Source organism: Thermostichus sp. OS-CIW-29 (genome assembly GCF_054058195.1).
In genome coordinates this window covers 1-14,168 of record NZ_JBSSAB010000015.1, presented here as the reverse complement: position 1 = coordinate 14,168, position 14,168 = coordinate 1, and the positions used below count along the sequence as shown (strand labels likewise).

Annotated in this window: 14 protein-coding genes; 6 read left to right on the top strand and 8 right to left on the bottom strand. The window is 53.6% G+C overall.

The window, feature by feature from the left end; all coding sequences use genetic code 11:
* Positions 1-5 precede the first annotated feature (5 nt).
* Positions 6-224: a hypothetical protein gene (locus ACVWZJ_RS07085; RefSeq protein WP_041437369.1), complete on the top strand. Its 219-nt coding sequence runs from the start codon at positions 6-8 to the stop codon at positions 222-224.
* A gap of 77 nt (positions 225-301) precedes the next feature.
* Here the strand turns inward: ACVWZJ_RS07085 and ACVWZJ_RS07080 are convergent, their stop codons facing one another.
* Together ACVWZJ_RS07080 and ACVWZJ_RS07075 are read right to left on the bottom strand one after the other, a co-directional pair.
* A complete protein-coding gene (locus tag ACVWZJ_RS07080; RefSeq protein ID WP_414398900.1) occupies positions 302-655 on the bottom strand; it encodes a DUF5615 family PIN-like protein in 354 nt (117 codons plus the stop codon).
* A complete protein-coding gene (locus ACVWZJ_RS07075; protein ID WP_011433325.1) occupies positions 655-894 on the bottom strand; it encodes a DUF433 domain-containing protein in 240 nt (79 codons plus the stop codon). Before ACVWZJ_RS07075 ends, ACVWZJ_RS07080 begins: the two co-directional genes overlap by 1 nt.
* Before the next feature lie 52 nt (positions 895-946).
* Here ACVWZJ_RS07075 and ACVWZJ_RS07070 point away from each other — a divergent pair, with 52 nt between their 5' ends.
* Positions 947-3,745 (top strand): anti-phage-associated DUF1156 domain-containing protein, encoded by a 2,799-nt coding sequence (locus ACVWZJ_RS07070; protein ID WP_457395518.1) that lies wholly within the window; start codon positions 947-949, stop codon positions 3,743-3,745.
* A gap of 21 nt (positions 3,746-3,766) precedes the next feature.
* Here the strand turns inward: ACVWZJ_RS07070 and ACVWZJ_RS07065 are convergent, their stop codons facing one another.
* Both ACVWZJ_RS07065 and ACVWZJ_RS07060 read right to left on the bottom strand, forming a co-directional pair.
* Positions 3,767-4,216, bottom strand: coding sequence for a HEPN domain-containing protein (locus ACVWZJ_RS07065; protein ID WP_414398902.1), 450 nt, complete (start codon positions 4,214-4,216; stop codon positions 3,767-3,769).
* Positions 4,176-4,691, bottom strand: a complete 516-nt coding sequence (locus tag ACVWZJ_RS07060; protein WP_457388798.1) for a nucleotidyltransferase domain-containing protein — start codon at positions 4,689-4,691, stop codon at positions 4,176-4,178. Before ACVWZJ_RS07060 ends, ACVWZJ_RS07065 begins: the two co-directional genes overlap by 41 nt.
* A 102-nt stretch (positions 4,692-4,793) precedes the next feature.
* On the opposite strand from ACVWZJ_RS07060, the gene ACVWZJ_RS07055 reads away from it, so the two are divergent.
* Positions 4,794-7,505: a phospholipase D-like domain-containing anti-phage protein gene (locus tag ACVWZJ_RS07055; RefSeq protein ID WP_457395515.1), complete on the top strand. Its 2,712-nt coding sequence runs from the start codon at positions 4,794-4,796 to the stop codon at positions 7,503-7,505.
* 94 nt (positions 7,506-7,599) lie between these two features.
* Here the strand turns inward: ACVWZJ_RS07055 and ACVWZJ_RS07050 are convergent, their stop codons facing one another.
* Positions 7,600-8,214 carry a Uma2 family endonuclease gene (locus tag ACVWZJ_RS07050; protein WP_414357405.1) on the bottom strand — a complete coding sequence of 205 codons (615 nt, stop codon included), beginning with the start codon at positions 8,212-8,214 and terminating at the stop codon, positions 7,600-7,602.
* Positions 8,215-8,408: 194 nt separating this feature from the next.
* Entirely contained in the window at positions 8,409-9,023 is a 615-nt protein-coding gene (locus tag ACVWZJ_RS07045) for a Uma2 family endonuclease (RefSeq protein WP_414357404.1), read from the bottom strand.
* Positions 9,024-9,364: 341 nt separating this feature from the next.
* Between ACVWZJ_RS07045 and ACVWZJ_RS07040 the strand changes: the two genes are divergently transcribed.
* Genes ACVWZJ_RS07040 through rsmD form a run of 3 tightly spaced genes read left to right on the top strand, consistent with a single transcriptional unit; the run spans position 9,365 to position 11,614 of the window.
* Positions 9,365-10,126, top strand: coding sequence for a HEAT repeat domain-containing protein (locus ACVWZJ_RS07040; protein WP_457395512.1), 762 nt, complete (start codon positions 9,365-9,367; stop codon positions 10,124-10,126).
* Between the two features lie 39 nt (positions 10,127-10,165).
* Positions 10,166-11,053 (top strand): Sll0314/Alr1548 family TPR repeat-containing protein, encoded by an 888-nt coding sequence (locus ACVWZJ_RS07035; RefSeq protein WP_457395509.1) that lies wholly within the window; start codon positions 10,166-10,168, stop codon positions 11,051-11,053.
* A 9-nt stretch (positions 11,054-11,062) separates the two neighbouring features.
* Entirely contained in the window at positions 11,063-11,614 is a 552-nt protein-coding gene (rsmD, locus tag ACVWZJ_RS07030; protein WP_414522494.1) for a 16S rRNA (guanine(966)-N(2))-methyltransferase RsmD, read from the top strand.
* Here the strand turns inward: rsmD and ACVWZJ_RS07025 are convergent.
* A complete protein-coding gene (locus tag ACVWZJ_RS07025) occupies positions 11,611-12,231 on the bottom strand; it encodes a hypothetical protein (RefSeq protein ID WP_457395505.1) in 621 nt (206 codons plus the stop codon). The genes rsmD and ACVWZJ_RS07025 overlap by 4 nt on opposite strands.
* Positions 12,232-12,276: 45 nt before the next feature.
* On the bottom strand, positions 12,277-13,818 hold the full coding sequence (gene glgA, locus ACVWZJ_RS07020) for a glycogen synthase GlgA (protein WP_011433335.1): 1,542 nt from the start codon (positions 13,816-13,818) through the stop codon (positions 12,277-12,279).
* Positions 13,819-14,168: the final 350 nt, after the last annotated feature.

Below are 14,168 nucleotides of genomic sequence, written 5' to 3'. Positions count from 1 at the left end.
AAATGATGACAGAACTGCTGGAGAAAGCGATTAGCAAGTTAAAAGCTCTACCCACAGAGGAGCAAAATGCAATTGCCAGCCTGATTCTTGATGAGCTAGAAGACGATCAGCGATGGGAAGAATCCTTTGCTTCTTCAGCGGATATGTTAGCAAAACTCGGTGCCGAGGCAATAGCCGAGTATCAAGCAGGCAAGACGGAAGAATTAAACCCCGAAACACTGTGAAATCTCGCACCACTGCCCAGTTTCTTAAGTTGTTTAACGCTCTTCCAGAGTCCATTCCAGATTTGGACAAGCTAGACTTACAAAGGACGCTGTCGCACTTGATTGCGCTCGATCACAGTAAACATCCCTTCCAGTACCAAGTTTTTATCGCCGATCAACTTTAGCAATTGCTGAGCTGGTTCTTCTGGCGTACTCGGCTGGTAACGAAAGTAAACCACAGATGCTCTTTCTCGGGAAGAATAACGAAAAATTAGTTCTCCATAATCCCGATCAAAAGTCAATATAATCCGCTTCTCTTGTGCAGCTCTAGCCAAGACCTCGAAATCTTTAGTACCTGGAGCTTCCTCTGAGAGCGATGCCACATCTAAGCCAGCATCTCGCAATAGACAGATACTTAAGCGTGGAAAATTTTCATTGACGAGAAATTGCATCAACTGACTTTATCTGAAAAACTGTAGAAGTTCATTTCACGCATACATTCTTGGATATAGCTAAACATAGCCCTAAGTGCTTCTGGAGTCAGCGTAGGGTAGTTTTCCAAAATCTGCTTTTCCGTCCAGCCTGCCGAAAATAGCCCCAAAATAAATTCCACCGATAGGCGACTTCCTCTGAAAACTGGCTTACCCAGGAGAATATCGGGATCCGAATGAATATAGTCTTCCCAGTTCACGGCTTAGGGCCCTAAGAGCTACCATGATCGATGGTATCGCCGGAGATCTCCCTTGTCTATCATCCCCCTTGCTTGGAAAGATAAGCCGAGTTTGATCGAGCGGCTCTTGCCTGCCCAAAAAATCAGCGCCGAAGCGCAAAAGGAACGCAAAGCTGGGGCTGGCCAAACCCTCACGGCGTTGGGGAGCTATTGGAAAGGGCGCAAACCTCTGATCCTGGCCAAAGCTTGCGTATTGGGGGCATTGCTACCTGCAACGGATAACCCCGAAGCCGATCTGGAAGTGTTTGAGTTGCTGATGGGCATTGCTGACAGCAGTTTGGAACGCCGTCTGAAATCGCAACGGGATAAACCCAAATTGTCACAAGGCTCTTACCTCGAAAAACTGGAACTCTGCAAACGCCCGGAAGAATGCGACGATGCCACCCTCTACGGCCCCATTTGGGATCGGGTGAACCAACATTTGGGGACAAATGCCCACAGTTTCCCGGAATTGGTGGAACAACTGGGGATTTTGCGGTTTGGGCATCGCCCACGAGTGGGGGATACTTTTTGCGGCAGCGGCCAAATTCCCTTTGAGGCGGCAAGGTTAGGGTGCGATGTCTATGCCAGCGACCTCAATCCCATTGCCTGTATGCTCACTTGGGGAGCGCTGAATATCGTGGGAGCCGATGAAGCCACCCGTCGGGAAATTGAAGCAGCCCAAAAAGCAGTGGCTGAGGCGGTGGATCGGGAAATTACTGCTCTAGGCATTGAGCATGATGAGCACGGCAACCGCGCCAAAGCCTATTTGTATTGCCTGGAAACTCGTTGCCCTCACACGGGCTGGATGGTGCCAATGGCTCCCAGTTGGGTGATTAGCAAAACCCGCAAGGTGGTGGCCAAGTTAATCCCCAATTACGACCAAAAACGTTTTGAAATTGAAATTGTATCCGGGGTCAGCGAAGCGGAAATGACCGCCGCCGCCAAAGGCACGGTGCAAAAGGGCGATTTGGTGTATGTGCTGGATGGGGAAGAATACCGCACACCCATTAAGACCATTCGTGGGGATTACCGCTTGCCCGACGGCACCACCGGCAACAAATTGCGCCGCTGGGAAAAACACGATTTTATGCCCCGCCCCGACGATATTTTTCAGGAACGGCTGTATTGCATTCAGTGGATCACCGCCGAAACATTGGGCAAGAGCCGTCAAGAAACCTTTTTCGCCAGCGTCACCCCCGCCGACCTAGAACGAGAGCGCAAAGTAGAGCAAATCGTTAGAGAAAACCTCGCCGCCTGGCAAGAAGCTGGACTGGTACCCGATATGCCGATTGAACCTGGAGAAGAAACCACACGCTTAAGTCGAGAGCGGGGCTGGACTTATTGGCATCATTTGTTTAATGCACGACAGCTTATTCTATTGTCAACATTGTCAAGACTTTGCAAAAGTGCATCCAGCCAAATTTTTTTATTGCGTACATTAAACAGAAGCTCAAAGCTATGTATGTGGGAAGGACAAATTGGATATGAGAGCACAAGTCATGTTTTCACCAATCAAGCCTTGAATCCCCTGTTTAACTATGGAATGAGAGGTTGGACTTTTATGGAGGGTGTCTTTTATGAAAAAGACCTTAAAAGTGTATTCCTACCATGTAAAGCTTCTATATTCCATGTTTCGGTAAATCAGAACAAAGAAAAATGCAACATTTTCATCACCGATCCACCGTATGCGGATGCGGTGCATTACCACGAGATCACGGAATTTTTCATCGCGTGGTTGCGCAAGAATCCCCCCAAGGAGTTTGCCGATTGGGTGTGGGACAGTCGCCGGGCGTTGGCCATTCAGGGCAAAGGCGAAAAGTTTCGGCAGGACATGATTGCCGCCTATAGTGCCCTAGCGAACCACATGCCCGACAACGGGTTACAGATTGTGATGTTCACCCATCAGGATGCGGAAGTGTGGTCGGATATGGCCAGCATCATGTGGGGGGCGGGCTTGCAAGTTACAGCCGCTTGGTACATTGCCACCGAAACCACCTCCGAACTGAAAAAGGGCGGGTATGTGCAGGGCACGGTATTGTTGGTAGCGCGCAAGCGGGTGCGCGACGAGTCCGCCTATCGGGACGAACTGGTGGAGGAAGTGCGGCAGGAAGTTGCCCATCAAATTGAGACCATGGTGGGGTTAAATCAGAGTACCAAGGGCAAGGGGCGCACCGAAAACCTATTTGAGGATGCCGATTTGCAAATGGCAGGTTATGCGGCAGCGTTGCGGGTATTGACGGGCTACCGGCGCATTGATGGACAGGATATGGTGGCAGCAGCCCTGCGCCCCCGACCCAAAGGCGAAAGAGACATCGTGCGAGAAATTATTGATTACGCTGTGCAGGTTGCCAATGAGCATCTTGTACCTGAAGGCATCGCGCAGGGGGTGTGGGAGGGGTGCTGTGGTGCAGAGCGCTTTTATCTGAAAATGATGGAACTGGAAGCGGTAGGGCTGAAGAAGCTGGACAACTACCAGAACTTTGCCAAGGCATTTCGAGTTGGCGACTATGGCGAATTGATGGCCTCTCAGCAGCCCAACAATGCCCGACTCAAAAATGCTCTAGACTTCAAGAAGAGCAGCTTTGAGGGCGAATTTGGCCGCTCAGCACTGCGAGCCGTTTTGTTTGCTCTCTACGAACTGCAGAAAGAGGCGGATAGCGATGAGGTGATGGAACACCTGCGGTCTTTGGTGCCCAACTACCACATGCGCCGGGATGATTTGGTGGCTTTTTGTCAATACATTGCCCGCAAGCGAGAACACCGCTATCCAGAAGAGTCCTCAGCCGCCGGGATCTTGCTCGCCCTTATCAGAAATGAACGCTTGGGTTGAAGAAGAAGTTATAGGATTAACTCACTCACAAGTTGTATTGTCAGGGCTTCCTTCAAGCTCAGCATCTGAGTTAAAGTATTTCTCAACAATCGACTTTATTTGGTTAACATAAGCTATAGCCTTGTCCGCATTTTTTTGTTTGTAGTATTCCAAGGGGACAATATCTACAGCTCCATAAAAAGCCAACTCCCTATCTTTGCGCATCTCAAATGATATGTTTTCCAGCAAGGCTATTTCCTCGTCAGAAAGCTCTGGGAACCGTTCTCTATTTTCTGCTACTTGGCCACCAGGGTCATGGGTTTTGCCGTAGTTTATTCCCTTAATGATTAGGCAAGCTTTGATGAATAACTCAATGATTTCTTGGCACATCCGAACTACATCAGCGTAATCGCCAACCTCATAGAAGAATGACAACGCTTGGATGCGATAATTAGCCCTTTGATAGTAGTCTCTTGCTAATTTCTTTCTCATCGTTATTCACCCAATAGGGGATCCCCCGGCATACTTTATACGTAATTAAACTGTCACAGATGAGTTGATTGACTATATCCCTGATCTGCGTGATGCAGTTCTGCTTTTCATAGATGATGTGGTGGTTGGTAGCCACTTCATAAGTCAAGCTGGCTGGCCTGCATAGCTCTGTGGGCTTTAGCAAGATAAAGTTTATCTCCAAGCCAAGAAGTTTTTCTAGATCCCTGCAGGTAGGAAGCAGTAAGTCATCTCTGCTTCTGCAATCGGGTATATTCTCTGCAATTACTAATAAATCGAGGTCAGAGCCGTGAACCCATGAATTATTGGCGCGGGATCCATAGACAACAATAGCCCACAGATCCGAGCCAAAGACGGATTGAATTTTCTCTTGAATAAGCCGCGCTTGTGCTTCGGATACTCCTATGCTGCGCTTCTCTCTGCCCTGAAAGCCTGCAGACTCTTGTACGGTTGACATGGCTACCTTGCGCTGATCAGCTTATTCTGCAAAGACGCTGCTTGCGCCTTCGGCTGCTCATTTTAAGGCTAGAGTATTGTTACAATTTTACCCCAGCCCGCCATGTCCAGCACTTCTTTCCTACGCCGTTTCAGTTCCCGCCAGCAGCGGCTCAGCCATGTCTTTCTCAAAGATCGCCTGGCAAAGGCACGCACCTACAAGCGCATTGCTGGGTACTTTCGCTCTTCTATTTTTGAATTGGTGACTGAAGAGATTACACACATCGAGCAGGTGCAGATCGTCTGTAACAGCGACTTGGATCCCTGGGATATTGCCATCGGCAAAGCTTCCCGCCAGGCCAGAGAAATGGCGCTCAAAGAAAAATGGAACGAAGAGAAAGGAGAATCGATCACCAGCCTATTACAGCGCCCCCGCTACCGTCAACTTTACGAAATCCTCAAAAGCGGCAAAGTGGAAGTGCGAGTGGTGTCAGCCGCAGATGCCCCCTTTCTCCACGGCAAAGCAGGTGTTATTGAGGCAAGAGATGGCACCAAATCTGCTTTTATCGGCAGCCTCAACGAAACGCGGCAGGGATGGCAAGAGCATTACGAAATTGTCTGGGAAGACCAGTCGCCAGAAGGGGTTGCTTGGGTCGAAGCGGAGTTTCAGTACCTGTGGGAACGGAGTGTTCCTCTGCCAGAAGCGATTGTGGAAGAGGTGGGGCGATTATCTCGCAAGGTAGAGGTATTTCTTCAAGACTTGCAACCTGTCGATGTTCCTGGAGCCGCATTGGTGGAAGCCCCTCTCTATCGCCGGGGTGAGGTTCTCAAACCATGGCAGCAGTCGTTTGTGGAAATGTTCCTGGAACACCGAGAGCTGTATGGCGCAGTGCGACTCATTCTGGCAGATGAAGTGGGGCTGGGTAAAACCTTGTCTTTGGCGGTTGCGGCGATGGTGGCGTGCCTTTTGGAAGATGGGCCAGCCTTAATTCTTTGTCCGGCTACCCTCTGCCAGCAGTGGCAAGTGGAACTCAAAGATAAACTGGGCATTCCCTCTGCTGTGTGGCTCTCCAACCGCAAGGTATGGCAAGATGCCAATGGGCACATCATCAAAACCAAGGGTGCTGAAGGTATTGGCCGTTGCCCCTATCAAATTGGTATTGTTTCTACGGGTCTCATCTTTCACAATGCCCCCGAAGCCCAATGCCTTTTGGAACGACGCTTTGGCACGATTGTCCTGGATGAGGCCCACCGCGCCCGCTGTACCCGTGGTGTCACGGTAAGGGATCCCAAACCCAACAATCTCTTGGACTTTATGGGCAAGGCGGCCACCCAGTCCAAGCACGTCCTTTTGGGCACAGCCACCCCCATCCAAACCCATGTTGAGGAACTGTGGGATCTGCTGGGAGTGCTCAACAGCGGTGCCGAGCATGTGTTGGGACGACGGCATCAGCAGTTGTGGCAGCAGACGCAAAGGATCCTGCCCATCTTGACAGGACAACAAGCAGTGACCGACGAGCATTTTGCCTGGAATTTGCTCCGCAATCCTCTGCCGCCATCTGTTGAGGATCCCTTGTTTGACCACATCCGCAGCGATCTGAAGCTCTTCAAAGGTCAACACTTCACAGATAAGCCCCTGACGGAATTGGAGGACTTCACCCGCCAAGAACTGCGAGATGCCCTGGAAGAGCGCCAACAGGGGCTGACTTTTTTCCAGCGACACAACCCAATTCTGCGCCATACCGTATTGCGAAAACGCTCTACCTTGGAAGAATTGGGCTTGCTTGAGCGGATTGCCGTCGATATTTGGCCGAGCGAGGGAGAGCAATTGCCCATGTTCTGTGGGCTGGGTTTGCTCACTTCTCCCGAATTTGATGTGGCCTATGAAGCTGCCCAAGATTTTGCTAGGGCTTTGAGACAGCGTACCCAATCCGCTGGGTTTATGAAAAGCATCATGCAAAGCCGGATCTGCTCCAGTATTGCCAGCGGCCTATCTACGGCTCAGAAACTACTGGAAAAGCGGCGTTTTTTTGAGGAGGACGGAGAAGAAGATTGGCTGTTAGACAACCTTCCAGAGATTTTAGAGGCAGAATATGCCCATTTGGAGCGCATTGTTAGCGTCTTGAGCCAAAAGAGCACGGATCCCAAACTCGATGCCGTCCTCTATTTCCTACAGGAACGACACTGGCTGGACTTGGGATGCATCATTTTCAGCCAGTATTTTGATACCGCCGATTGGGTGGCCAACAACCTGAGCCAACGTCTGCCTCAAGAAAGTGTGGCTCTCTATGCAGGCGCCCACAAGTCGGGTTTGTTTTTTGCCGGAGAATGGCGGAGCGCAGAGCGGGAAGATATCAAGAGAGCCGTGCGAGAGCGTACCATTCGGCTGGTGGTGGCCACCGATGCTGCTTGTGAAGGTCTGAATCTCCAAACTTTGGGCACGCTGATCAACATTGATCTCCCTTGGAATCCTTCCCGCCTAGAGCAGCGCATCGGGCGGATCAAGCGCTTTGGTCAGACCCGCGACCGTGTGGACATGCTCAACCTGGTGTACCACGGTACCCACGACGAAAAGGTATACGAGGTGCTTTCTCAGCGGATGAAAGATCGCTACGACTTGTTCGGTTCTTTGCCCGATACTATCGAAGATGAGTGGATTGAGAATATCGAAACTCTGGAGGCCAAATTGCAGGAGTTTACAGAGCGCAAGAAACAGGCCAACGCTTTTGAGCTGCGCTACGCAAGCACAGTTGAACCCAAAGGCCCAAGATGGGAGACCTGCGAAAAGGTGTTGTCCCGTCGGGATATTGTGGAACGTCTTTCAGAAGGGTGGTAGCCATATATCAGCCAATTCGATATGCTTCTGCCAATGGGCTGGAAAAAGTTGCCTCTGACCACGAGTTAATACGGGCGGAAGTGCCTTGACCATGCTAGGCTCCAGCCCGAAAAATCTGCTCAGCCGTGAGGTTTAATTCAGGGAAAACTTTAGAGCGAATCCGGTCATTGCCCCGAAATAATTGCGCCTGATATTCCTCATTGACCAGTTGGAAAACCGAGATTGTGGGAACCTTCGGCTCGCCAATGTACCGACGACCCCCCAACGCTTGGTAGTCAACGATCCAGTATTCGGCAATACCTAACGTCTCGTAGTCACTCAGCTTATGCCAGTAGTCATCTCGCCAGTTGTTGCTGGTAATTTCAATGACAAGAGGAATAGAGGTTCCGTGGATGAGCGTCGAGGATTTCTGCCACAGGGGTTCTCTGGCCAAGGCGGTACGGTCAATCACCACCCCATCAGGAGCGTAGGCAGTATCGCCTTCCGGCGCCTTGATCAAGGTGTCCCGACCTAGAAAATAGTTGAGGTTGCACCTGCGGATTTCTAATGCCAATTCGATGGCAAGAAAACCACTGATTTCATCATGTTTCCCTGTGGGCTGCATCTCAACCGCAACTCCGTTGTGTAGTTCGTATCGTCTGTTAGGTTTCCACTCCAGAAACTCAGCAAAAGTCATTGGCTTAGAAGACACAGCATAGGTAGCAGTCATAGTTTTTCCTCCCTTGAATGAGTTAAAACGCCCTAGATACTTCTGCAAACATTGTCGCCCATCTCATCCTTTAATAGTCTTTTATGGCATAGCCGTGTAACCCTAGCCAGAGCCGGATGTAGATATCTAGCAGAATCACTTCAGGCATTCCCAACTTGCCTCATCTACGTTTCAAGTGGGGGAGTAGGTTCTTGTCAGGAGCGTGTTGCATTTGAATCTTGCTCTAATTCAATATCACCGTAAATGTCTGCCAGGGAAAAAGTGATGTTGACAGATGGCAGCGTAACAACATCATCCAGGGCATGGTAGTCCCTGAAGATCCACTCGACATTTCCCTGGCGGCGGTAGTGTTCTACACTGATTCGAGCTTGGTCAATTAGCAGATACTCCTGTAAAGTTGGGAGAGAGCGATAGGCAGCAAACTTCGCTCCTCTATCGTAGCTTTCGGTGGCAGGCGAGAGCACTTCCACAATTAAGATAGGGTTAGTGACAGTATCCTTGCGCCCTTCTTTAAGCTGAACTGGGTTTTGGATCACCATACCATCGGGATAGACATATTGTTCGAAGGCAGGTATGTAAAGTCTGAGATCACTAGAAAAAACGGAAAAACCCTTGCCTCTTAGCTTAAGCCAAAGTAGGGCATTGACACTGGTAATCAGTTGGCTATGAATGGGTGTGCCGCCAGTTATCTCAATAATTTCCCCATTGCGAAATTCACGGCGGATCCCGCCTGTGGCCTCTGATTCAGCTTCCAGGGCAAAGTATTCCTCTGAAGTGTGGGTTTTACGGGGGGCGAGGGCAGTGGTCATGGCATCTCCTCAGGCAGCGGCAGAATGGCTCAAACGGTCAGTCGGGTGTCGAGAAGCTCGACGCGGTGGCCTTCGGGTTCTCTCGGTCGCAAGTGCAGCCAACCTCTCTGTATCCTTCGTCGGCCTCTCCATGATGAGAGGTATCCTGCGATTCTGGGGTAAAGACCGGTGGTGGGGAGCCGACGCTTTTGTTATCCTGTCGCATAAGCTCCCCCCTGGGATCGCGAGGGAAAGTGGGCCAACCTTGCCTGACGCTAGATTAGATGCCAGCACAGGCCACATGATGTCGTGTCAGCAGGACTTGGTTCTCATTGGCAGGCTTGGAGAGAGGACGTGACCTGATGTTTACTTGGCTCTGGACGAAACAATTTTCTCGCTTGAATCAGAGGCTACAGAGCCTGGAGGTAGCCCGCGAGGAAAACCTTCTGTCTCCCGATCTGAGCGCCCAAACTCTGCAGGTGGCCCCCGACTTTTGGGAACGGCAGCACCAAGCCTTTGTCTATGTGGACAAGCAAATGCAAAGGCTCAGCCGTCGCAGCAAGATTTGGGGAGGAATGGCGCTGTTGGCCATTCTGGCCGATGCGGCTCTGATAGTGGCAGGTCTGACGGCGTTTCAGTCTTGGCAGCAGGTGCAGGCGGATCGCCAATTAACTCGCATTGCCCAGCAGACTGCGGCTGCCGATCCTGTGCAGCGAGCTTTTGAGGATCTGGTGGCCCAATTGCCCCAGATGAGCGGGGTAGAGCGATATCGTGCCCTAGAGGCGTTGCAGGCTCTCTCGGCTATCTCGATGGCGCACGGCGGCTATTCCTACGACGGTTCTGCGGGTATTTCTGTGTACAGCTCTGCTCTCCCAGCAACCCCTCTTGAGGCTCAACTGCAAACCATTTACCGGTTGGGGCAAATGCGGGTGGTGGAGGCGGTGCCGGCTTTGCTGACCAAGCTTGCGGACGATGAACCGGTGGTGCGGGAGGCGGCAGCCCGTGCCCTCGGCCAAATTGGGGATCCGCGCGCCTTGGATCCCTTGCACGATCTTCTGGCCTATGAGCCCAATGAGTTGGTTCAAGATGCCGCTATTGCTTCGATTGCCCAACTGCTGCGCTGAAGAGAGGGTTAGATGGGGGTGGGAGTTGAGGCACTGGGGATGAGTATCGGCAAAATGAGCAGGCTGGGCAAACTGCTGGGGGTGCTCTGTTGGGTGTGGGGATCCGCTCTGCCGGTTTGGGCGCAGGATCCCTTCCGCAGCGGGGACAATGCCCGCCCCATCAGGCCGGAGGTGGCGGCAGCTTTTGAAGAGTTCTTCTGTGCAGGCCGCTACAGCCAGAGCCGGGAAAAGCTGGAAATGGCCAAGAAAGCCTCTCCCGAAGAGCCGATGGTCTATGCCCTGTTGGCAGCGCTGGCCTATCAGGAAGGAGATCTGGAAGCATTTGCCCAGTTGGCCACTCAAACCCGACAGGTGGCCGCCGAGTTGAAAAAGACGGATCCCCTGCGGGGCAACCTTTATGAGGGTGTGGGCTACGGGCTAGAGGCAGCCAACATTGTGGTGCGAGATGGGGTGGTCATCGGTTTGCCCAAGGCTCTGCCCACCCTCAATCAATTGTTTGCCTCCATCCGGGCCGCCCAGGCAGTGGACAGCAGCGATCCGGAGCTGAATCTGCTCAACGGCTACATGGATTTGCTGCTGACCTACCGGGAGAAGGCTCTGAATCAGTTTCGGATGGCAGCGCCTGACTATCTGTCCTACCGCGGCCAAGCTCTGGCCTACCGGGATATGCAGCGCTTTGACGAGGCGCTGGAGGCGGTGGATCGAGCCATTGCTGCTTCCTGCAACAACCCGGAGCTCTATTACCTCAAGGCGCAAATTCTGGTTTCCAAAGGGCAAGACCGAGAGGCCGTCCCCCTTTTCGATCAGGCCCTGCAAGCTTCTGCCCAACTGCCCCAACCTTTGGTGGAGCAAATCCAGATGGAGCGGGATCGCGCCGCCCAGCGCAGTGGGTTGACCGGCCAGTTGCCGGCCACGCCTAACCCCTGAAGGGATCCCATGAGCCTGCGCATCAGCGGCAAACGAGCGCTGCAAACTCCCACTGGCTTGGGCACCCGACCCACCCCTGGCCGGGTGAGGCAGGCCTTGTTCAACATCTTGCAAGGGCAGGTGGAAGGCTGTCGCTGGCTGGATCTGTGCTGTGGAGCCGGTACAGTGGGGGCAGAAGCCCTGTGTCAGGGGGCCGCTTTTGTGGCCGGGATCGAGATTGCCGCCCCTGCCTGCCGCATCATCCGAGCCAACTGGGCCAAGGTGGCGCAGCCGGGGCAATCTTTCCAGGTCATTCAGGGGGATGCCCGCAAGCTGCTCAGCCGCGGCCTGAACTTGGAGCCATTTGATTACGTGTACTTTGCTCCTCCCTACGAGGCCGGTCTGTACGCCCCGCTCCTGCCCCTGATCCCGCCCTTGCTCAAGCCAGGCGGAACCTTGATCGTCGAGCATCGCAGCGGCCAGAAGCTACCAGACCAGGTGGGATCCCTGCTGCGCTTTGACCAACGAACCTATGGGCAAACGGCGCTGGCTTTCTATCGCAATCTGGAAGAGCAGCTCTAGCTGGGAAAGGGGGTGCTGACAAAGCCGATTTCCAAGAGCTGCTGATAGGCTTGGGTGCCCAGCTCGCGGGTTGGGCCCTGGCTGTTGATGACCTGGATCAGCCAGCCCACGGCCTCTTCCGGTCGCCCGGCGGCGCGGTAGACCACGGCCAAATCGTAGGCAGCTTGATCCCGGGCTTGGGCGGCAACACGGGCCAGCTCCCGCTGTTCTTCGGAGATGCGGTTTTGGATCCCGGCGAAGGCGCGGGAGAGATCTTGGTGGTAGTTGGAGCGCTGGTTGTAGGCGTTGAACACCTGCTGCAGCAGCTCGACAGCCTGGTCGTAGTTTTGCGCTTGGATGGCGGCATTGGCTTCGGCAGCCAGTTGTTCGGCTCGCAACGCGCTGAGGGCGCTGCTGGGCTGCTCTAGGGCGCGAAACTGCTGCGGATTGGGAATAAGCTGCTGTCCGGCAGGGAGCTGCTGAGCGGTGGCCCAGAAGGTGGAGCCCACGCCCAAGATGAGGCCGAGTAATACGCCGAAAACCAACCGCGCCCAAGAACGGCGCAGAAGGCTGAGCCCCTGGGCGATGGCGTCCTGGCGACAGCCTTGGGAAGCAACAGTAGGACGTCGTCCAATCATGTGCGGGTAACCCCCAAAACCTTTTTTGACCCGTTCCACTCTACCCTACTCCTCGGGTCTTTGCTGCAGCTCAGGGATCCCTTTGGAGCGAGGCTGGGAGGAGATGGGCTTCTTGAGCTTGGGCGGAGAGGAGCTGGGCGAGTTGGGTGGCTCTGGAGGCTTTTCCGGCAGCAGCGGTAGGTTGAGAATCAGCTCATACATGCGCAGGTATTCCAGCGCTGAGCGGTGCCAACTGAAATCGCTGGCCATGCCCCGCTTCTGCAGCGCTTGCCAAGTTTCTTTGTGCTGGAAGGCTTCCCAAGCCCGCGCCAGACAGGTGTAGAAGTCCAGGGCTTCGTAGCGGTCAAAGCAGTAGCCGGTGCCGATCCCCTTGCTGGGGATGTGGTGGCTGACGGTATCCACCAGCCCCCCCGTGCGGCGGACAATGGGCACACACCCATAGCGCATGGCGATCATCTGGCTGATGCCACAAGGTTCAAAGCGGCTGGGCATCAAAAACGCATCTGCCCCCCCGTAGATCAACTGGGCCAGCTTGGGTTGGTAGCCTTTTTGGTAGGCCATTTTGCCCGGGTGCCGCTCGGCCATCTCCCGGATCCGCCCTTCGTAGTAGGCTTCGCCGCTGCCTCCCAGCAAAACGAATTGCGCGTCGCTGTAGTCCAGGAAGCGATCCAGGGCTTGGATGAGCAAGTCGATCCCTTTTTGCTCCACCAAACGGGCCACCATGCCCATCAGAAAGGTATCTGGGTTGACGGTCAAGCCCAACTTGGCCTGTAGCGTGGCTTTGTTGGCCGCCCGCCCGCTGAGATCATCGATGCTGAAATTGGCCTCTAGGTCTGGGTCGGTGCGGGGATCAAACCTATCGATGTCGATCCCATTCAAAATTCCTCGCAACCGTTCCCCTTTCCAGGCCAACAAGTCCTGCAGTCCTTCCCCATGCAGAGGGGTGCGAATTTCCATCGCATAGGTGGGCGAGACGGTGTTCACTTGGTCGGCGTAGAGGATCCCGGCAGCCATGGTGTTGTGGGCAGAAAAATACCAGGGCAGCCAGGTCATGCGCTCCAGTTGCCAGCGCCAGGGCCCTTGGTAGGCCAGGTTGTGGATGGTGAACACCGTGCCAATATCGGGAGCTTGGTGCATCCAGGCCGGGATCATGCCGGTGTGCCAATCGTGGCAGTGGATGATGTTGGGTTTCCAGGGGTAGTAAGTCCAGGCAAATTCGGCTACGGCGTTGGCAAAAAAGGTGAAGCGCCAGAACTCGTCCTCGCCGTAGTAGATGCGGTGGGGAGCAAAGCAGTAGTGGCTGACCAAGTAGAGGGGCACATCGGTGCCGGGCAAAACGCTTTCGTAAATATCGGCCACCTGACCCATAACCTGTTTAGACCAGATGGGATCTTTCGAGCGGGGGTATTGCCCCGGTTCCTGGCCGAACTTGTCCCAGAGAAAGCCATACAGAGGCATGATGATGCGGACATCCTGACCCAGCTTGCGCAAAACGACAGGCAGGGATCCCACCACATCCGCCATGCCCCCCACCTTGGCCAAAGGTGCTGCCTCTGCCGCTGCGAACAAAATCTTGGCTTGAACCACGCTGCCCTCCCTGTTGTTGTGGGCTCCGCTCCACCGCCGTGAACGGATCCCGGCTCAGTTGCCCTCAGCCAAAACCCTTCCCATCCTAAAACACAAGGGATCCCTGCGCCGGATGAGCTGATGCAGCGCCTCATCTTGAGGTTATGTTGCAACTTATTGATTTTTCGTAAGATGGAAGGACAGTGCTGCTCAGAACTGTTGTGGGCGCTGCTGTATTGCACTTTATTCGTCGTCATTGTTCTGGAGAGACGTCCTATGACCATAGCGGTAGGGCGCGTGCGTCAGGAGCGAGGATGGTTCGACATCGTCGATGACTGGCTCAAGCGCGACAGATTCGTGTTTATCGGCTG